General features: G+C 32.7%; 20 protein-coding genes. 13 read left to right on the plus strand and 7 right to left on the minus strand.

All coding sequences use genetic code 11. From position 1 onward, the window contains the following. Positions 1 to 116 precede the first annotated feature (116 nt). Positions 117 to 497 carry a DUF1232 domain-containing protein gene (locus MHI39_RS07945; RefSeq protein ID WP_216385032.1) on the minus strand — a complete coding sequence of 127 codons (381 nt, stop codon included), beginning with the start codon at positions 495 to 497 and terminating at the stop codon, positions 117 to 119. A gap of 135 nt (positions 498 to 632) precedes the next feature. Here MHI39_RS07945 and MHI39_RS07950 point away from each other — a divergent pair, with 135 nt between their 5' ends. Next, the gene (locus MHI39_RS07950) at positions 633 to 1,172 is read left to right on the plus strand and encodes a Chromate resistance protein ChrB (protein WP_216385030.1); all 540 of its coding nucleotides are present in this window, start codon (positions 633 to 635) and stop codon (positions 1,170 to 1,172) included. A 407-nt stretch (positions 1,173 to 1,579) separates the two neighbouring features. On the opposite strand, the gene MHI39_RS07955 is transcribed toward MHI39_RS07950, so the two are convergent. Together MHI39_RS07955 and MHI39_RS07960 are read right to left on the minus strand one after the other, a co-directional pair. Then, entirely contained in the window at positions 1,580 to 1,888 is a 309-nt protein-coding gene (locus tag MHI39_RS07955) for a hypothetical protein (RefSeq protein ID WP_342541007.1), read from the minus strand. A 320-nt stretch (positions 1,889 to 2,208) separates the two neighbouring features. Next, a complete protein-coding gene (locus MHI39_RS07960) occupies positions 2,209 to 2,688 on the minus strand; it encodes an NUDIX domain-containing protein (RefSeq protein WP_071976953.1) in 480 nt (159 codons plus the stop codon). 493 nt (positions 2,689 to 3,181) lie between these two features. Here MHI39_RS07960 and MHI39_RS07965 point away from each other — a divergent pair, with 493 nt between their 5' ends. The 4 genes from MHI39_RS07965 (at position 3,182) to MHI39_RS07980 (ending at position 5,202) form a co-directional block, all read left to right on the plus strand. Beyond that, positions 3,182 to 3,259, plus strand: a complete 78-nt coding sequence (locus tag MHI39_RS07965; protein ID WP_313902939.1) for a hypothetical protein — start codon at positions 3,182 to 3,184, stop codon at positions 3,257 to 3,259. 121 nt (positions 3,260 to 3,380) lie between these two features. Further along, entirely contained in the window at positions 3,381 to 3,602 is a 222-nt protein-coding gene (locus MHI39_RS07970) for a hypothetical protein (protein ID WP_058006063.1), read from the plus strand. Between the two features lie 2 nt (positions 3,603 to 3,604). Continuing rightward, positions 3,605 to 4,873: a UV damage repair protein UvrX gene (locus MHI39_RS07975; RefSeq protein ID WP_058006062.1), complete on the plus strand. Its 1,269-nt coding sequence runs from the start codon at positions 3,605 to 3,607 to the stop codon at positions 4,871 to 4,873. Then, on the plus strand, positions 4,870 to 5,202 hold the full coding sequence (locus MHI39_RS07980; RefSeq protein WP_058006061.1) for a YolD-like family protein: 333 nt from the start codon (positions 4,870 to 4,872) through the stop codon (positions 5,200 to 5,202). The genes MHI39_RS07975 and MHI39_RS07980 overlap by 4 nt, the downstream gene beginning before the upstream one ends. A 335-nt stretch (positions 5,203 to 5,537) precedes the next feature. Here MHI39_RS07980 and rpsD read toward each other — a convergent pair whose 3' ends face one another. After that, positions 5,538 to 6,140, minus strand: a complete 603-nt coding sequence (rpsD, locus tag MHI39_RS07985; RefSeq protein WP_058006060.1) for a 30S ribosomal protein S4 — start codon at positions 6,138 to 6,140, stop codon at positions 5,538 to 5,540. Between the two features lie 389 nt (positions 6,141 to 6,529). Between rpsD and MHI39_RS07990 the strand changes: the two genes are divergently transcribed. Continuing rightward, positions 6,530 to 8,389: a diguanylate cyclase gene (locus tag MHI39_RS07990; RefSeq protein WP_342541008.1), complete on the plus strand. Its 1,860-nt coding sequence runs from the start codon at positions 6,530 to 6,532 to the stop codon at positions 8,387 to 8,389. 59 nt (positions 8,390 to 8,448) lie between these two features. On the opposite strand, the gene MHI39_RS07995 is transcribed toward MHI39_RS07990, so the two are convergent. Continuing rightward, positions 8,449 to 8,928, minus strand: a complete 480-nt coding sequence (locus MHI39_RS07995; protein ID WP_058006058.1) for a GAF domain-containing protein — start codon at positions 8,926 to 8,928, stop codon at positions 8,449 to 8,451. Between the two features lie 189 nt (positions 8,929 to 9,117). Here MHI39_RS07995 and refZ point away from each other — a divergent pair, with 189 nt between their 5' ends. The 4 genes from refZ to thiI all read left to right on the plus strand — a co-directional run bounded on the left by refZ (position 9,118) and on the right by thiI (position 14,455). Beyond that, a complete protein-coding gene (gene refZ, locus MHI39_RS08000; protein WP_058006057.1) occupies positions 9,118 to 9,750 on the plus strand; it encodes a forespore capture DNA-binding protein RefZ in 633 nt (210 codons plus the stop codon). 268 nt (positions 9,751 to 10,018) lie between these two features. After that, complete coding sequence (gene ezrA, locus MHI39_RS08005; protein ID WP_058006056.1) at positions 10,019 to 11,710, plus strand: septation ring formation regulator EzrA; 1,692 nt, start codon at positions 10,019 to 10,021, stop codon at positions 11,708 to 11,710. A 388-nt stretch (positions 11,711 to 12,098) separates the two neighbouring features. After that, positions 12,099 to 13,250: a cysteine desulfurase family protein gene (locus tag MHI39_RS08010; protein ID WP_071976958.1), complete on the plus strand. Its 1,152-nt coding sequence runs from the start codon at positions 12,099 to 12,101 to the stop codon at positions 13,248 to 13,250. Next, positions 13,247 to 14,455: a tRNA uracil 4-sulfurtransferase ThiI gene (thiI, locus tag MHI39_RS08015; RefSeq protein ID WP_078111128.1), complete on the plus strand. Its 1,209-nt coding sequence runs from the start codon at positions 13,247 to 13,249 to the stop codon at positions 14,453 to 14,455. Before MHI39_RS08010 ends, thiI begins: the two co-directional genes overlap by 4 nt. 161 nt (positions 14,456 to 14,616) lie before the next feature. Here the strand turns inward: thiI and MHI39_RS08020 are convergent, their stop codons facing one another. Further along, a complete protein-coding gene (locus tag MHI39_RS08020) occupies positions 14,617 to 14,904 on the minus strand; it encodes a hypothetical protein (protein WP_058006053.1) in 288 nt (95 codons plus the stop codon). A 330-nt stretch (positions 14,905 to 15,234) separates the two neighbouring features. On the opposite strand from MHI39_RS08020, the gene MHI39_RS08025 reads away from it, so the two are divergent. The 3 genes from MHI39_RS08025 to rarD all read left to right on the plus strand — a co-directional run bounded on the left by MHI39_RS08025 (position 15,235) and on the right by rarD (position 18,351). Continuing rightward, positions 15,235 to 15,429 (plus strand): alpha/beta-type small acid-soluble spore protein, encoded by a 195-nt coding sequence (locus tag MHI39_RS08025; protein WP_058006052.1) that lies wholly within the window; start codon positions 15,235 to 15,237, stop codon positions 15,427 to 15,429. Positions 15,430 to 15,593: 164 nt separating this feature from the next. Further along, complete coding sequence (locus MHI39_RS08030; protein ID WP_058006051.1) at positions 15,594 to 17,180, plus strand: acyl--CoA ligase; 1,587 nt, start codon at positions 15,594 to 15,596, stop codon at positions 17,178 to 17,180. A gap of 241 nt (positions 17,181 to 17,421) precedes the next feature. Then, positions 17,422 to 18,351 carry an EamA family transporter RarD gene (rarD, locus tag MHI39_RS08035; protein ID WP_058006050.1) on the plus strand — a complete coding sequence of 310 codons (930 nt, stop codon included), beginning with the start codon at positions 17,422 to 17,424 and terminating at the stop codon, positions 18,349 to 18,351. 81 nt (positions 18,352 to 18,432) lie between these two features. Here the strand turns inward: rarD and MHI39_RS08040 are convergent, their stop codons facing one another. After that, positions 18,433 to 19,230 carry an NAD kinase gene (locus MHI39_RS08040; RefSeq protein ID WP_058006049.1) on the minus strand — a complete coding sequence of 266 codons (798 nt, stop codon included), beginning with the start codon at positions 19,228 to 19,230 and terminating at the stop codon, positions 18,433 to 18,435. Positions 19,231 to 19,284 lie beyond the last annotated feature (54 nt).

The following is a 19,284-nucleotide window of genomic DNA, read 5'->3' on the forward strand; positions in this document are numbered from 1 at the left end:
ACAGTGGGGATTTCATTTTAAAAATGAAAGTGGTAACATGACCAGAGTTTTAAAGATTTCAAAAAGAATTGATAATGTCTCTTCCCCTCTTTAATATAAGTTTTAATGTTCCACTCCTATTGAATGAATAGAGTTACAATCCAAAATAAAACCACAATCCACAGGAGTATGATGATTGTTCCAGCAACCCAATTTTTGTAGTTTATCTTCTCTAATTTCTCTACTTTATTCCAACATTCCTGAAGGACATCCTTCGGTATCAATTTCAATACTAAGATAATTCCTAGTGGGATAAGGATAATATCATCCAAATAACCTAGCACTGGAATAAAATCAGGAATTAAATCAACTGGACTAAATGCATATGCTACGACAATAATGGATAAGAATTTTACTAATATAGGAGTTCGGGGGTGTTTGGAGGCTTCTATTAAAACAAAAATATTTTGTTTTATTTTATTCGCTTTAGATTTTAATTTTGCAATTGCTTCCCCCACGTATGAATCCTCCAATAAAGATGCTTCTTTTTACAATAAAAGTGTAACTTATGATATTTAATAATGCAACAGATGTTACACTTTTAAAGTTATGGTAAAATAAGAGAAAAATTCACTTAAGGGGTTTTAAACTTTATGGGATTCAATGGTTGGATTATTTTTGCATATAAAATTCCTTCTGAACCGTCTTCAATTAGAGTTAGGGTATGGAGAAATCTTAAATCAATAGGGGTTCATTACATTCAACAATCTGTCTGCATTTGTCCAAATACGAAAGAGCTGCTTAAAAGATTAAAAAAATTAGAATTACTTATTGTTGAAAATGGTGGAGAAATTACTCTTTTAGAAGTTGAAAAATTATCCACAAAATCCGAAGAAACAATTTTAGAGGAATTTAATCAAGAACGTACACTTGAATATCAGGAATTTATTGAGGAATCGGAAAAGTTTTTAAATGAAATAGAAAATGAAACAAAGAAAGCCAACTTTTCATTCCGTGAAATTGAAGAGAATGAAGTTGAATTACGACGGTTAAAAAATTGGTTAATAAAAATAAAAAAAAGAGATTTTTTTCAATGCCAATTGCAAAAACAAGCAATAACACGTATTGAGGAATGCGAAAAGACATTTGATAATTTTACGGAAAAGGTATACAGAAGTGAAGGAATTACTTAAGAGAATAAAGATTAAAAAGTTTCCTTGTTAATGTAAGTCATTTTAAAAAACTTTTTAGAAAAAAAAACGGACGCTGGCTTTAAGAATATTCAGCGTCTTTTACATGTTTTTATAAATTATTCTTATTAATCAATATCGCTTGAAAGGAAAGAATATATAAAGAATAGAGGGGAAATTATGAAGCTAACCTACCCCGTTTGGGAAACAAAAAAAATCTCCGTAGCGACTTAATCTTCTTTAACTCTTGCCCACGTAGTTTAATAAAGTTAGTTAGTTAGTAATTGATAAACCTATGCTAAAATAAAAAAAGCTTTGCCAGTAATTCAAGCGAAAGCACCCTTTAACGTACATTTTTTTAACCTGTATTGTAAAAGGATGAAGTTAAAAACTCCATCCATGGTAAAAAGTTAAAAACTTTCATCGAATTCTCTACGTCTACGTCTCTCTTCAACATCAACATCAATATCAATATCAAGGTCTTGATCCTGGTCGTTTTCTTGTTCTTGTTCAGCTCTAACGTTCGAATTACTTCTGCTTTTTAAACGAACATCTACTCTTGAATTACCTGAGTTCGTTACTGTTGCACGAGCTATATTGGTATTTCTATCAAAGTTGCGTACATTTGACTCAGCCTCTGATTCGGATTCATTTCTTAAACGATTGTCAATATCTGTGTCAACATCAACATTTGTATTGTTATTTCGCCTTCTTTCCATTTTAAAATTCCTCCTTATTAATTTTTTCAAAATTATTATATTCGCTATGTATAATGTGGCCTGGTCATATGTACTAGCACTACTACCCATTTTTAGTAAGACAAATACTCTATAACCCTATACCGTATTATTCTTGTGTTAAGTTGAAAAGATGTTTATAAGCCCAATGTTACTCCAATAAACAAACAGTTCCAATAAGCCGATTATGTTTCAGATTTATATGTACTAACTATAAAGAATTTATTGCAATACATACAATAAGACCAACATGGGCGCTCAGTCATAAAATGAAATTTGTAATTCAACATATGTATTTTTTATCAATCGGCTTCGTATTTAATGTTGTGTTCTTGAATTAAATCAATATTTCGTTTGTGAAAGGTATAGTTCTTTAATTGGCTTTGTATATTTGCATAAAGTTCTATTTTCTCTAATTCTGCTAGTGGTATCCATTTAACACCAGTCTGATTAGGGTCGGGAATTTCAGGTAGTTTAGGGAAGGAACCTTTTTTGATAACACAATCAAACATCATTACTAATGTATGAGTTTTACCAAATTTATTGTTATTAAGGTGCGGTACATATTCATAAGCGAAAGCTAATGGACCTACTTCTACGTTAACACTCGCCTCTTCCTTAGCTTCCCTTTTTACTGCTTCTATAATTGATTCTTTTGGTTCCACCCCACCAGCAGGGAAATCATAAACAAGTCCTCTAATCGGGTCATTATATTCTGTTAATAAAACTAAATCATCTTTAATAATTATTGCCCCAGCTCGTATCCTTATATGGTTTGACAAAATACCCACATCCTATCGTTGTGATAAATTTTTATAAAGTATTGCTGAAAATAATATTTGAGTTTCACTATTCCCTTTATTATAGAAATTTGACCTCTTTTTTACATTAACTTTTATTTGATTGTAAACTATTTAAACAATATTCTCTTGAAACCTATAAACTTATTTTCTTTAGTTGATGTATATGAAAAGTTAACATCTAATGGTCTTTGAGTCATATTGGCACTGAAATAATCTTTCTTTTCGATTAAATGCATATCTCTTTCGTCTACTCCTATTTACTTGGTATCTATAAAAATTTATACCATTACTCCCAAATAATTTCTATTTATTTTCCAGTAAAAAACATTGAATAAAGAACAGTTGTTCGCATATAATAAGAACAATAGTTCGTATTATATAGAGGTAATAAATAATGGGGTAAAAATTCCTAAAAAAAACTAAACCTCAAAGACCTACTCGCGATGAATTTGAATTAGAGGAATTAGGGAGTATGCTTGCTGAAGCATTTCAAGACAAAACTTTAGTTAACCTTACAGTGTGGGAGAAAGGAGAAGTTCAACAAACGTAAGGCACCATCACTTCAACAAAATTAATACATGTGGAAAGTAAAATGGAAACAATAAAGATTCCTTTTATGGATATATTGCAGATATCAACTGCCCATCATTAGAAAATAGGAGGGACAATCGATGAAAGGGTTACTTCATAAAGCTTCAACTGCTGGTGAAAGGCTTGAAATGATTTATCTGTCCAATGAAGGTGAGATCACTCAACGTATTATCAAAGTGAAGAAAGTTGGAGAAAATTATTTTCGTGCATATTGCTATACAAGAAACCAGATTCGCACATTTAGTATGAGTAACATTTTATCGATTGGCCCTGTTAGAAAACATCTTAGAAAAGGGGCTTAATAATGATTAATTACGATGAACTTCCACATAATCAAATTCTTTGTATCGATATGAAGTCGTTTTACGCTAGCTGCAGCGCCGTAATGAGAGGATTGGATCCAATGACATGTTATCTTGCTGTAGTTGGTAACAAAGAGCAACCTGGTAGTATTGTGCTTGCTGCCTCACCACGATTAAAAAAAGAATTTGGTGTTAAATCAGCATCTTCTAGGCTTTTTAATATTCCGGATGATAAGCGAATTATAATAGAAGAGGCTAAAATGTCTTCATATTTAAAAATATCTACAGAAATCATAAAAATCTTTAATAGGTATGCTCCAATGGAAGATATTCATGTTTATTCTGTTGATGAAAGCTTTATTAAGGTCGATGGCTTGAAAAATCTTTTTGGTAATGCTTATACAATTGCACAGATGATCAAAGATGAGATTTACAAAAATTTTGGTTTGCCCTGCACTATTGGTATTGGACCTAATATGCTTATGGCAAAATTAGCCTTAGATTTAGAATCTAAAAAAGTACCAAGTGGTATTGCTGTATGGACCTACGAAGATATCCCAACCAAACTATGGCCAGTGTCTCCGTTAAGTGAAATGTGGGGGATAGGGAGGAGAATGGAAAGAAATTTAAATAGAATGGGGATTTTTAATGTAGGACAATTAGCAAAGTATCCTTTGGAAATGTTAGAAAAGAAATTTGGAATAATTGGAAACCAACTTTATCATCATGCCTGGGGAGTAGATTTATCTGATCTAGGCGCACCACTTTTACAAGGGCAAATAAGTTATGGAAAAGGACAAATACTCCTTCGTGACTATAAAGAGGAGCATGAAATTAAGGCGGTAATATTGGAAATGTGCGAGGAAGTTGCACGTAGGGCGCGATCTGCTAAAAAGGCAGGACGGACAATAAGCTTAGGCATTGGATACAGTGACTCTGATTTTGGAGGGGGATTCCATCGATCACATACTATTGATGAACCAACTAATGTTACAATGGATATTTATAATGAGTGTTTAAAGCTTTTTCATCAATTTTATGAGGGGAAAAGTGTACGTCAAATATCAATAACACTTTCAAAAATCACAGATGATGTGACATTACAATTAAATTTATTTGAGCCTGATAAATTGAAATTACATGACTTAGGTTATGTTGTAGATAAAATAAGGGATCGCTTTGGTTCCGCAGCATTATTGAGAGCTGTATCTTTTACTGAAGCTGGAACATCACTGAAACGTTCAGCACTTGTTGGGGGGCATAAAGCATGATTCGTGACAGAGGTAATAAGAAATGGGTATCACTTATGCTCCCCGAACATATCAAGATGTTAAAGGATATGAAAGTGGATCTAAATAGACAAAGTAGACCAATGATTGATGAATACCAGGTTCAGGAGTTTGAAGAACGGATAAAGTATGCACAAGAATATAAGTTACTGCTGGAATTCAGCATCTTCGATCAGGGTTTTATAAAAAATAGTATTGGAAGAGTAATTAAATTAGATCCTTTATCCAAGCAAATTAAGATAAAGACAATGAAATCTGAATTTGAGTATATAAATTTCACCGATGTTATAGAAATTAAGATTTTAGATTAAAACCGCCCGCGTGGACGGTTTATTTTGTTTCTCCATTTATTAAAATCTTTATCGCATTTATAGATCCAATAACACCTACTACATTATTAACTCTTAGTTTCAATGATTCATGACCATCTCGGGATAATGGACCACATGCTTTATTCTTAATGTTCTAGAATAAGGAGGAAAGCAGTATAAAATGAATGGGATCTCGTCTATCCACTTATTAGAAAAGGCAGCCCGAAAAGTCCTCCAATCATTTACATGAGAATACATATTCTACAAACCTAAAAAATACAAAAAGCCTAGAAAACATTGATAAATCAATGTTTTCTAGGCTTTTAAAATTACTATTAACGAGAGTAGAACTCAACGATGAATGATTCGTTAATTTCTGCTGGTAATTCAGAACGTTCTGGTAAACGAGTGAAAGTACCTTCAAGTTTATCTGCATCAAAAGTAAGGTATTCAGGTACGAAGTTATTAACTTCGATTGCTTCTTTGATGATAGATAAATTGTTAGATTTTTCACGAACACCAATTGTTTGACCAGGTGCTACGCGGTAAGATGGAATATCAACACGCTTACCATTAACAAGAATATGACCGTGGTTAACAAGCTGACGTGCTTGACGACGAGTACGTGCTAAACCTAGACGATATACAAGGTTATCTAAACGTGATTCAAGAAGAATCATGAAGTTTTCACCGTGCTTACCTTGCATTTTTCCTGCTTTTAAGTAAGTGTTATGGAATTGGCGTTCATTTACTCCATACATATGGCGAAGCTTTTGCTTCTCTTGTAATTGAAGACCATATTCAGATAATTTTTTACGTTGGTTTGGACCATGTTGTCCTGGTGCATAAGGGCGTTTTTCTAGTTCTTTACCAGTTCCGCTTAAAGAAATGCCAAGACGACGTGATAATTTCCAACTTGGACCAGTATAACGAGCCATTTAAGACTCCTCCTTCATTGTTTTTATTTTGTATAAAATAAAAACCAGGTGTGAACAAAAATTAAGTGTATATTGTTTTCATGTACCATCGCCCTAGCAGCAGAGGGTTACGCGATACACCTCATTTTAGAAATAGAATCTAAAACGGGAACAACATACGATCATAAAGTTGTCCGCAAAGGCTGCATTATTTTACACAAAGAGTATTATATGATGGATAAATTAGAAAGTCAAGTTAGCTTGAATAGCTTAATAATAAATTGTTAAGAAGATAATGCAAAAAAAATAGAATATAGTATAATAGTACTAGATGAAATCCGGAAATAAATAGGTATTAAGGATTATTATTGAAATTTAAAAATTGAAATTGATTCTATAGGTGATAAAAAATGAATCTAAGCGTACAAAATTTCTTATTATATTATAAATCTAGACTATTTGATTTAATGGAAGCCCCTAAAGATAAAAGAATTACTGAATGGATATCCATCCTTGTAGAGTGTTTGGAAGTCAGAAAAGCAGTTTTTTATAAGAGAAAGAAGGAAATTAATAATCAGCTTTGTTTGGAATATACATACTCAAATGAAGAGATTGAGTATCCAAATTGTATAAATAAAGAAATAATACAGTCTTTGTTTAGTGAATCTAATTATGTTGATCGAAAAAAGCTTGCGGAATATCCAATGCTTTTTAAGGGGTTTAATTCAGCATTTAATTTTATATATAAGGGACAAGAAGTAGGCTGTTTGTTTTTATGTAGTAATGAAGATAGTCTGAATAAATATATTGCCCCGCACCAAACTTCTTTTATATATGAGAGTGGAAAATTTATTAGTGTTTTAGAAAGCATCTCTTGTATTGTGGAAGAGGAAAAGAAATTTAAAGAATTATTTAGAGTGACTGAAACATTTCACGATTCAATGGATGTGGATGCAATTTTATATGAAATTATAAATACACTCAGAAGAGTTTTTCCACACTTTACATATACTTTACTATTGTCGAATGATACTAAACATGATAAGAATTTACCGATAAAAGAAATTCAATTTGATGACGCAGACGAAGCTGTGATGAAATCCTTTCTAAATGGGGAAACCAATATTGTGGAAAAACCTCAGCAAAAAACGATGCTATACGCCCCATTAAGCGGTAAACAAGGTGTTTATGGTGTATTGCAAGTAGTCACCTTTTCTTCCTTTGTTTTTCAAAATAGCGAAGTAGAATTTATTCGTTTACTTGCAAATACTGGTGGAAGTGCATTGGAAAACGCTAAATTATATGAACAATCTCAACGATTAGTTGAGGATCTACAGTTGATTAATGAGACGTCACATCGATTAAATTCATCAGCAAGATTAGATGAAACCTTACATTTTCTTAACTCACAAATATTAAAATCATTTCACACAAATATTACTGGATATTTTTTATTAAATGAAGAAAAAAGAACGATTTTGGATGGAAGTCATGATTTTTTTACAACATCCCAAGGTAAGGAATATCTTGATTTTGTTACAGATGTAATGATGAAAAGAAAGGAATCAATTATTTTTAGTAATGTTAAAAAGCAAATGGAACATTTATCTCCTTATTCATCCTTAATGGCTGTACCTATGATTGAAGGGGAAACCATTAAAGGGTTCTGTGTTGTTTTAAATGAACAACCTTATTATTTTACATTTGATATGTTTAAATTATTTCAGTCTTTAATTCATCATTCAACATTAGCTGTCACCAATTCAATGTTAAGAGAGGAATTGGAAAAGATGGTAATAACAGATCATTTGACACAACTATATGCAAAAAACTATTTAAATGATACAATCCAACGATCCATGGAGAATGATGAAGAAGGAACATTCCTCCTATTGGATATTGACAATTTTAAGGTAGTCAATGATACATATGGACATCAAATTGGTGATGAAATCTTAATACAAGTAGCAAAATTAATTAATCAAAATATTCGTCAAACTGATATTGGGGCACGATGGGGAGGAGAAGAACTAGCAATCTATCTTCCGGGTGCACCATTGGAAGTAGGAGCTCGTGTAGCGAATAGATTAGTGAAAGCTGTCTATGAAAATACAAATCCTCAAGTGACAATCTCTTGTGGGGTTTCCTATTGGACGAGGAATAGAGAGGATCAGGTGCCGAATCTTTTTAATCGGGCTGATATTGGTCTATACCTTGCAAAAGAGTTGGGAAAGAATCAAGTAGTTGTACAAGAGATTGGTAATAAGTAGTGTGAAAAGGAGCTTTCCAGTAACGGAAAACTCCTTTTTTCATCTATCAACAATTTAACTTATAAATGTTTAACTAAAGCGTCAACAAATTCTTTTAAATGTATCTCATCAACTTCATCGAACCGATTGATTTCTGGACTATCAATATCTAATACACCGATTACTTCATTATTTTTTATAATTGGAACGACAATCTCTGACTGTGAAGCAGAGTCACAGGCAATATGGCCTGGGAATTGATTTACATCCTCGACCCTTAAAGTTTTACGTTCTTTGACCGCAGTACCACAAACACCTTTCCCAAAAGGTATCCGAACACATGCAGGGAGTCCTTGAAATGGCCCTAATACGAGCTCATTTCCCTCTACTAAATAAAAACCTACCCAATTGATTCGATCTAAAAACTGATTCAGTAGGGCTGCTGCATTACTTAAATTTGCAATCATATTAGACTCATCTTCAATAAGTGCAGTAAGTTGCTTCTTTACTAATTGATATTTTTCATCTCGTGTACCTTCATAGGCTGTTGTATGAAACATAGTCATCACCCAATCTCAACAAATTTTTACTTAAAGCAACAAATTCTCGTTGATTATACAGGATATTGTCGATATTTTCTTAAAGGAAAATATTTGGATCAACAAGAAATAGTATATTAAACAGTTGAATTACTTTTAGCATAAATAGATGATTGATTCAAGTTAAATGATTGAAATGAGGGATATCAGATGGCGAAGATGTCTACAAAGGATTCGATTATTGATGCAGCCATATCATTATTTAATATTAAAGGATATTCGGGAACATCGGTGAGAGATATTGCAAAAAAAGCAAGGGTGAATCCTGCAAATATATCCTATTATTTCGACGGAAAACAGGGCCTTCTGGAAAAATGCTTTATTCATTTTTTTGAAGCCTATCTGGCATTTTTTGAGGAAGAAGTTCAATCATTAAAATTTGATCGTCCAGAAAATTGTTTAAAAAGAGCCATCTACAAGATTTTATATTTTCAAAGTACCAATCATTTATTAGCACGATTCGTTTGGAGAGAGGTATCCATTGACTCTCAAATTGTTAGAGAAATTACCTCATCATACTTCATGAAGGAAAGATATTTAATTAAAAAATTAATTGAAGAGATAAATGCAGGAAAAGTATTTTCGAATTCAGATATTCATTTTTTGATTATTCAACTAAGGAGTTTGTTAACCATGCCATTTCTTAATGGGCAGTACTTACGTGAGGTCTGGAATGTTTCTCCTCATGAGCGATACTTTGTTGAAAAATACTATCAGCATCTTGATAGGTGGATTGAAGAATCACTAGTAAGTAGGAATAGTCGATTGAATATTCCTGTCTAATATAGGCTGTTTTCGTATAGTTTGTCGCTCTTTTCCCAGTGAATTGGTGTATTAGTTCGTTAAGAGGATGATTCAGTACATAACTGGACCATCCTTCTTTTTTTTATAAATCATACAAATGAACTAGAAAGCTCTACGAAAATTGTAAAAAATGTTTAATTTAATAGTCAAAAATTGTCGTTACATGGTATCATTAATACTACATTACATATTTAATTAATTGATTTATTAAAAATAGATAAGTGAACGTTGGAACAGGAGGCTTACGATGGAGTTAGTCATCGGCGCAATCTTAATTATTCTCATCATATTTGTAAGTGGTTATATTATTAAGAAAAAATTTTATAAAGAAATTGATCGACTTGAATCTTGGAAAATTGAAATTATGAATCGTCCCGTAATAGACGAACTAGGAAAAGTAAAACAGCTTAACATGACCGGTGAAACCGAGGAAATGTTTGAAAGATGGAGAAAAAATTGGGATGACATTGTTGCTGTAGAACTACCTGATATTGAAGATCACCTGTTTGATTCTGAGGAATTTACGGACAAATATCGTTTTAAGTTGGCAAAGGAGTCGAATCAAAAAATAGAAGCCATTCTAACAAACATTGATGCGAAAATAGATAAAATTCTTGGGGAGTTAAATGAATTGATCGGCAGTGAGGAGTCAAATCGTGCTGAAATGGAGGAGCTCAGTGCCGAGCATAAAAAAATAAAAAAGACATTATTGATTCAGCGCCATACATATGGAACATCAATTGATGCATTAGAAAAGAAATTAGACTCTTTATCGGAACAATTTGTTGTTTACAATGATCTTACAGCAAATGGTGATTACTTGAAGGCAAGAGAAGTAGTCATCATGCTAAAGGATGAAATTCAAACACTTACAGAAAAAATCGAAAAAATTCCAGACTTAATTACTGAGGTTAACATCATCCCTTCACAATTAAATGAGATTGAAGAAGGATATAAAGAAATGATTGACCAAGGTTTCATATTGGATCACCTAAACATGGATAAAGAATTGGAAGAATTAAGAAAGTCGTTAGAGATCAATACGGATCTTCTTGTGAAAACAGAAGTTAAAGAAGTTGAGTCAGGAATATATGAACAAAAGGAAAAAATAGACCTATTATATGAATTGCTAGAAAAAGAGGTTCATGAAAAGCATTTTATCATTAAAAATCGTGAAGAAACAAAGAACCAATTAGAGAGAATAAAAGAATCAAACGAGCAAATTAAAGAGGAAGTTAATTTTGTCCAACAAAGTTATCAATTATTAGACGGAGAATTGAATACGCCTTATAGTCTGGAGAAACAATTAACAAAATTAACGAAGAGATTTGAAGTCCTTGAAACTAAGATTACAGAAGACCATTCTGCATTTACGATTCTTGGTGCTGATTTAAGAGAAATACGTGAAGGGATAGAAAAGCTAAACCAGGATCAACACGATTTCTCATTACATTTACAAAACTTGCGAAAAGATGAATTAGAAGCACGTGATAAACTTACTGAATTAAGAAGAAAAACGAATGAGGCAACAAGGCTAATTACCAAAAGTAATATACCAGGGCTTCCAGATGATTATAAACAATTAATGGATGATGTTAATAAACATATTCAAGATGTTTTTAAAAGCTTAAATGAAAAACCTTTGAATATTAAGGCTATACAAGATTTCTTGCAGAACGCCATTGAAGCAGTAGATGTTTTCTATAATAAATCGGTTGAAATGATTGAGACAGTCGTGTTAGTCGAGAAAGTCATACAGTATGGGAACCGCTACCGTGCAAGAAATCGAAACCTTGCAGAAGGTTTACAAAGAGCAGAGGAATATTTTAGAAGCTATGATTACTATTCAGCTTTAGAAGAAGCCGCTTCAGCAATCGAAGGTGTAGAGCCGGGAGCACTGAAACAAATTGAGGAAATGATAACTAAAGAAGAAATTTAGGACGATGGCAGAGTTGCTTTCGTCTTTTTACTTCTAGATAACACAGTTATAATACTAGATCTATAAAAAAGAGTTATCCTAGATTTTCCTTGGTGAAATGTGTTAGGGAGATTAAAACTAAAACGACATAAAATGTAGGAAGTAGTTTTTTATTAGGATTCTGTTCTCAAATCTTGTTGCTATCACGAATAAATATAGGGTGAAGACCATCCTCACCCGCTTTAGTTTATTGAGAAAAGAGCTGCCAATTATACGGAAAAAATCCTTATCGAAAAAATAGTTCCAAGACCTTGTTATCATGGTGGAAGCTAATCAAGGAACTTGCGCTTTTCTCATCCTATGTTATGATTTATCATTGTTGGAATATTAAATATGAAGGTGTTAATGAATGATTTATTTTGATAATAGTGCAACAACGAAACCTTATAATGAAGTAATTGAAGCATTTGCAAAAGTTTCCCAAGAGTACTATGCAAATCCTTCTTCACTTCATAATTTTGGTGGAAAAGTCGAAACATTAGTTCATCAGGCAAGAAAGCAAATCGCTTCACTTTTACAAGTGAAGGATAATGAAATATATTTTACTTCAGGTGGTACAGAAGGGAATAATTTAGCGATTAAAGGGACCGCTCTTCAGTATCGTTCTCGTGGGAATCATATTATTACGACAACGGTTGAGCATCCATCTGTTTATGAAGCTTGTGAGCAATTGCGCTCATTAGGTTTTGACATTACCTATTTACCTGTCAATCAAAAGGGACAGGTTGAGCTAGATGATCTCAAATCGGCCATTAAAGATGAAACTATACTGGTCTCCATCATGCATGTTAATAATGAAATGGGTACGATCCAACCAATTGAGGAAATTGGCCAACTTCTTAATGAATATTCTAAGATTTTGTTTCATGTTGACCATGTTCAAGGAATTGGAAAAGTCCCGTTAAACTTAAAACAAGCTCATGTGGATTTTTGTACGATTTCTGCCCATAAATTTCATGGCTTGAAAGGGAGCGGAATTCTTTATATCCGTAATGGTGTCCGAATTTCTCCGTTATTTTCAGGAGGAAATCAAGAAAATAAAGTAAGAAGTGGTACAGAAAATGTAGGTGGAATTGTCACAATGGCAAAAGCGCTTAGATTAACTGAAGCCAATCGGAAGCAAAAACTTGAAGAAATGATTTCAATAAGAGATTTTTTAATTTCAAGTTTAACGAAGCTTCCAACTATAAAGGTTCACACAGTCCCATCCGTTTCTGCACCCCATATTATTAATTTTTCTGCAATTGGATTAAGGGGAGAAGTAGTTGTCCATGCACTAGAGGCTGAAAAAATCTATGTATCAACGACAAGTGCATGTTCTTCTAAGCAAAAATCAATCAGTAGGACACTTCAAGCAATAGGGGTGACTGAGGATATAGCCGAAGGCGCAGTTCGTATTAGCCTTTCGTATGAAAATACGATGGATGAAGCAAAAATATTTATGAGTAAGTTAGAAAGTATAATTAATAAATTGAATGAAGTAATGAGGGATACACAGTGAAATATGACCGCATATTAATTCGATATGGTGAACTATCAACAAAAGGTAAAAATAGAAACCATTTTATCACCCATTTAAAAAGAAATATTCGCAGTGTCTTAAAGGAATTTAAAGGACTTGTCATTCAAGGTGGGCATGACCGAATGTACATTTTATTAAATGGGCATGATAGTCAACCAATAATGGAGGAACTTTCAAAAGTTTTTGGAATTCAGTCCTTTAGTTTAGCAGTAAAAACAGAAAAGAATCTTGATGAAATGAAAGATGTAGGCTTAACACTTGTTAAACAGCTGTATCAAGAAGGAATGACTTTTAAGGTTTCAACAAGACGTGGGGATAAATCATTTCAATACGATACAAATGATATCAATCATGCGATTGGCTCACATATTCTAATGAATATGGATTCAATTAACGTCAATGTAAAGAAACCCGACATTAATCTGATTGTTGATGTCAGAAGGGATGGCGTCTATTTATCAAGTGAAATTATTCGTGGTGCAGGTGGTCTTCCAGTGGGTTCTTCTGGAAAGGCTATGTTAATGCTATCTGGAGGAATAGATAGTCCTGTTGCAGGTTATTTAACAATGAAACGCGGTGTGAAAATAGAGGCGGTTCATTTCCATAGCCCACCTTTTACTAGTGAACGTGCAAAGCAAAAAGCCATTGATCTTGCTAAAAAAATGGCCCCTTATAATGGGAATGTAAAAATGCATATTGTTCCATTTACAAAAATTCAAGAGATTATCCATAAGGAAATTCCAGAAGGCTATTCAATGACAGCAACAAGAAGAATGATGTTAAGAATTACGGATGAAATACGACGCAAGAACAGTGGTCTTGCTATCGTAACCGGAGAAAGTTTGGGGCAGGTAGCTAGTCAAACTTTAGAAAGTATGATTGCAATTAATGATGTAACATCAACGCCAATTCTTCGTCCATTAGTCTCAATGGATAAAATAGAAATTATTGATATTGCTCAAAAGATTGATACATTTGAAATATCCAACTTACCGTATGAGGATTGTTGTACGATCTTTACTCCTCCTGCACCAAAAACACGACCAAAACTTGATAAAATGCAGTATTTTGAAAGTAAGGTGGATTTTGATTCACTTATTCAGGAAACATTGCAAAATATAGAAACGATTAATGTTTCAACGGAAGTGAAAGAAGATATAGAGGATTTTGCGGATCTACTCTAAATTTCTTAATAAATTTTTATTCTTGCTAAAGGTAGTATTGGATAAAAGAGCCTTAATAAAAACAGATTTTTTATCGACATTAATAATTTTCGGTAAAAAATCTGTTTTTTATAGTGTTTGAATAAGGTACATTACTTGTATTATCATCAATAATGATCTTTTTATTGAATAAGTGTGTTGATGAATGCTATTACTATTATTACCAATACAAAGTATCCACTGTTTACCTTTTTATTTCCCTTAACAAACAAGTATCTTATAACTTCTTCAATGATTTTATAGAGAATTAACAAAAAAACAAGTAATGGAATGATCCAATACCATTGGTTTACTCCTAATTTAATGTTTGCTGTTACAAAACTTATTATCAATAAGCCAATAATAAAAGTAATAAATGTAACCAAATCTTGTTGTGGTCGTTTAAATAACCATTGAAATCCTTTGATCATTTTACTCCTTCTTTCTACATAAGAACTACAACTAGATCGCTAGAAATTTTTAAATATTTATTTATTTTAACATATTTCAATTGAGATGGAAAAAAATTACTATACTTGCGGCAGATAGTTAGGTAAATAATTGTTTTTTTAGATAAGTAACCATTCTTTTATTGCCGAACACATGAATAAATTTGTTTAATGTGACGATAGAGTAAATAGTTAGGGAGGTATAGAAATTTTCTAGAAAAATCCTTATAAAAAAGGAAGAATTACCAATAGAAATTCCGTATGAAGGTTTGTGTTTTCGCACACTCTATACTCACAAGGAGGTGAAGACACATGCCAAACAATAATCAATTACTAGCACCAGGAGCGGAACAAGCATTAGATCAAATGAAATATGAAATTGCTCAAGAATTTGGTGTAAATCTTGGAGCAGATACAACTTCACGTGCTAACGGATCAGTTGGTGGTGAAATTACAAAACGCCTTGTATCTATGGCTGAACAACAATTAGGTGGAAGTTTTCGTTAAAAAATTTAATACTTTGGCTTAGGGAAGCGGCATAACCCGCTTCCCTATTTGTGTTCCTCTCTCTTGGTTAACTATTTTAAATTTTAAAATTATTTAGTATAATATTAAATAGAGTAATAAGTTTGAGGATTTTATCACCTAATTATTTGTAAGGGGGAAACATTATGAAGCGTGAAGATTTATTAGCACCTAAAGAGTACAATATTGTTGAAGAGATAGAAAAATATGCATCTAGTCCTTCAAAATTAGCCATTAAATGGGTGAATGAATTAGGTGAAACTAAAGAAATTACATACAAAGAATTAATAAATAAGGTAAATAAAACGGGGAATGTTTTTTTAGAGAATGGACTTAAAAAAGGAGATACTATATTAGTCATCATTCCAAGAATAATTGAAGCTTATCAAGTGTATCTAGCAGCATTAAAAACAGGAATAGTTGTTATCCCATGTTCAGAAATGTTAAAAACGAAAGATTTACAGTATCGTATTGAACATGGAGATGTAAAAGGAGTCGTTTCATATTTTCCTTATATTGAAGAGGTTAATCAAGTAAAAAATTCTAATAAGCTTAAACGTTTTGTGATAGGAAAAGAGACAAATGATTGGCTTCTATTAGATCAATTAATGGAGAATGCAAGTGATGAATTAGATGTAGCAAAAACATTACAGGATGATATGGCATTTCTCTCTTATACATCAGGGACAACAGGAAATCCCAAAGGTGTGGTACACACTCATGGATGGGGCTATGCCCATTTGCGAACTGCTGCACCTCATTGGCTTGGTATTAAAGAAGATGATATTGTTTGGGCAACAGCTGGTCCAGGATGGCAAAAATGGATTTGGAGCCCCTTTCTTTCTGTATTAGGATCAGGTGCAACCGGTCTCGTTTATTATGGTAAATTCGAACCTAAAACCTATTTAAATCTTCTTGATAAATATGGTGTGAATGTTCTATGCTGTACGCCAACAGAATATCGTCTAATGGCTAAAGTTGATAATTTAGCCGACTATCAGCTGAAGCAACTGCATAGTGCTGTTTCTGCAGGAGAACCATTAAATAGAGAAGTAATAGACACTTTTGAAAAGCATTTTCAAGTAACAGTACGTGATGGATATGGACAAACGGAAAATACATTATTAGTTGGTGTAACAAAAGGGATGAAAGTAAAACCTGGATCAATGGGGAAACCGACACCCGGAAATCGTGTGGAAGTGATTGATGAACATGGTGTACCATGCAATATAGGTGAAGTCGGAGATATCGCCGTTCATATTGAAACACCCGCATTATTTCAAAAGTATTATAAAGATCCTGAACGTACGGCTATGCAATTTAGAGGTGACTATTATATTACAGGAGATAAAGCGAAAGTAGATGAGGATGGTTATCTTTGGTTTGAAGGACGGTCTGATGATATTATTATCAGTTCTGGGTATACGATCGGACCATTTGAAGTGGAGGATGCGCTTGTAAAACATCCAGTAGTTAAGGAATGTGCAGTTGTCGCAAGTCCAGATGATGTACGCGGGAATATTGTCAAAGCCTATGTCGTACTAAGAGATGGAGTCGTTGATTTGGATAAAGAGAGCCTAGTTAAAGCATTACAGGATCATGTGAAAGACTTGACAGCACCTTATAAATATCCTCGTGAAATAGAATTTATAGATGAATTGCCGAAAACAACTTCTGGTAAAATAAGGAGAATTGAACTGAGACTTAAGGAATATGAAAAATTAAATAAATAAATGTATGAGCAGATGAAGCTGTTTGAAGATAAGTCAAACAGCTTTATCTGTTTTCTATTCTCCTAGTATAATGGCGAAATAAAAATAACTTCGCGATTATCAACGGCTGAAGGCAATATAGTAAGAAGTTTACTCTATTAAAATTTTTGTCTAAAAATATTGTTAAAAAAGGATTGTATTCATAAATGTTACGTTTTAAAATAGTAATTATTTCGAAAATCTAAAGAATAGAGGAATTTGGATGAAACATGGGGAAAAAATAGGTGTTTTTTATGCTGCCTTTTCATACATTATTTGGGGAGTTCTCCCGGTATATTGGAAATGGCTCAGCAGTGTATCTGCTGAAGAAATATTAGCAAATCGGATATTTTGGTCTTTTATATTTATGCTTGTGCTTTTAGCCGTAACTAAAAAGTGGAAGGTATTTTTACAAACATTAAAAGGTTTAAAGGTCAATAAAAAGGTATTTCTTTCACTTATTTTAGCCTCTCTTCTCATTACTGCGAATTGGTTTATTTATATATGGGCCGTTAATGAGAATCATATCGTGGAAACAAGTCTTGGCTATTATATTAATCCACTTATAAGCATATTATTAGGGGTTTTCATTCTAAAAGAAAAACTGAATAAAGCACAAATCATCTCATTCTGTATTGCTGCACTTGGTGTATTAATATTAACGATTTCCTATGGCGATTTTCCTTGGATATCTTTTAGTCTAGCAATAACTTTTGGACTTTATGGATTAGTAAAAAAGATGATTAAAGTAGATTCTGCAATCGGTCTAACGCTGGAAACTATGACAGTTGCTCCACTTGCGTTAATATATATGATTTATCTATTGTTTACTAGCAATTTTTCATTTTTAAATGGATCGTTAAAAATCGATCTTCTACTAATTGGAGCTGGGGCAGCTACAGCGATTCCATTACTCTTATTTGCTAAAGGAGCTCAAAGAATTCCTTTGTATTTATTAGGATTTCTCCAGTATATTGCCCCAACGATTATGCTTATTCTAGGTGTACTTGTCTATCACGAACACTTTAGTACTGCACACATGATTGCATTTATTTGCATATGGACTGCAGCTATTGTTCTATCAATTGGCAATTCAAAATGGTTTATAAGTTTGACGAATCGTATCAAAAAAGATAAAAGCTTCAGTGCATAGAAAGGAGCAATCCATAGTGATTGCTCTTTTCTATTAGTAACTTGATCAAATTTTGTTTTTAGAAGGGTAAGATTGTTTTATTTATAAAAAAATTCTTTGCACTTTTTCCCAGAAAGAATTATCTTTTAATTTTACAGTTTTAATTTTTTTATCGTTTAATGAGATATCAATTTTATCAACATGTTGAATACTGATTGCTTCATTATCCATCCCCATGATAGGATAATCATTTCCAGACTGGACGACTTTTAGTGTTAGTTTTCTGCTACCACTGAGAATAAATGAGGAGCCTAATGTTCGATATTGATTATTATTGAGTGATGCCAACTCGCTTACCTGTATACAAGGAAGAAGTGGATCAACAATCGCACCATTCACGGATTTATTATATGCTGTACTCCCGGTTGGTGTGGCAATTAATAATCCATCTCCTCTAAAGGTTTCAAAGAGGAGGTCGTCGATGTAAACGTCCATGACAAATGTTTTAATAATGCTAGATCGGATGCTAAATTCATTTAAGCAATAAAACGATCCTTGTTGATCAATATTGACTTGAATAATTGGGTATCTTCTTACTTCGATTTTATCCTTGTTCATCGCTTCAACCATTTCGGATAGGTCATCAATATGAAAATCACAATACATACCTAAACGATCCTTTGTTGATACCCCTACATATAAACAATCATCTCTAAATCCAGATTTACGAACAGCTTGCAAAAAGGTGCCATCACTACCAACACTTACGATAATATTAGCGTCTCGATCATTATCAACGATATGAAAGTCATATTGAATCGCGGTCTTTTTTAGTAATTCTACTTTTTCTTCTATATCTTGTTGATTACTATAAAAATAAATATTTCTCCGTTCAGACATATAGAAACCCCTTTCTATTCTTTCTGTTTTAACGATTTCTAAAATCTTGCAATT

Source organism: Heyndrickxia sp. FSL K6-6286 (assembly GCF_038630395.1).
Lineage (GTDB): Bacteria > Bacillota > Bacilli > Bacillales > Bacillaceae_C > Heyndrickxia > Heyndrickxia oleronia.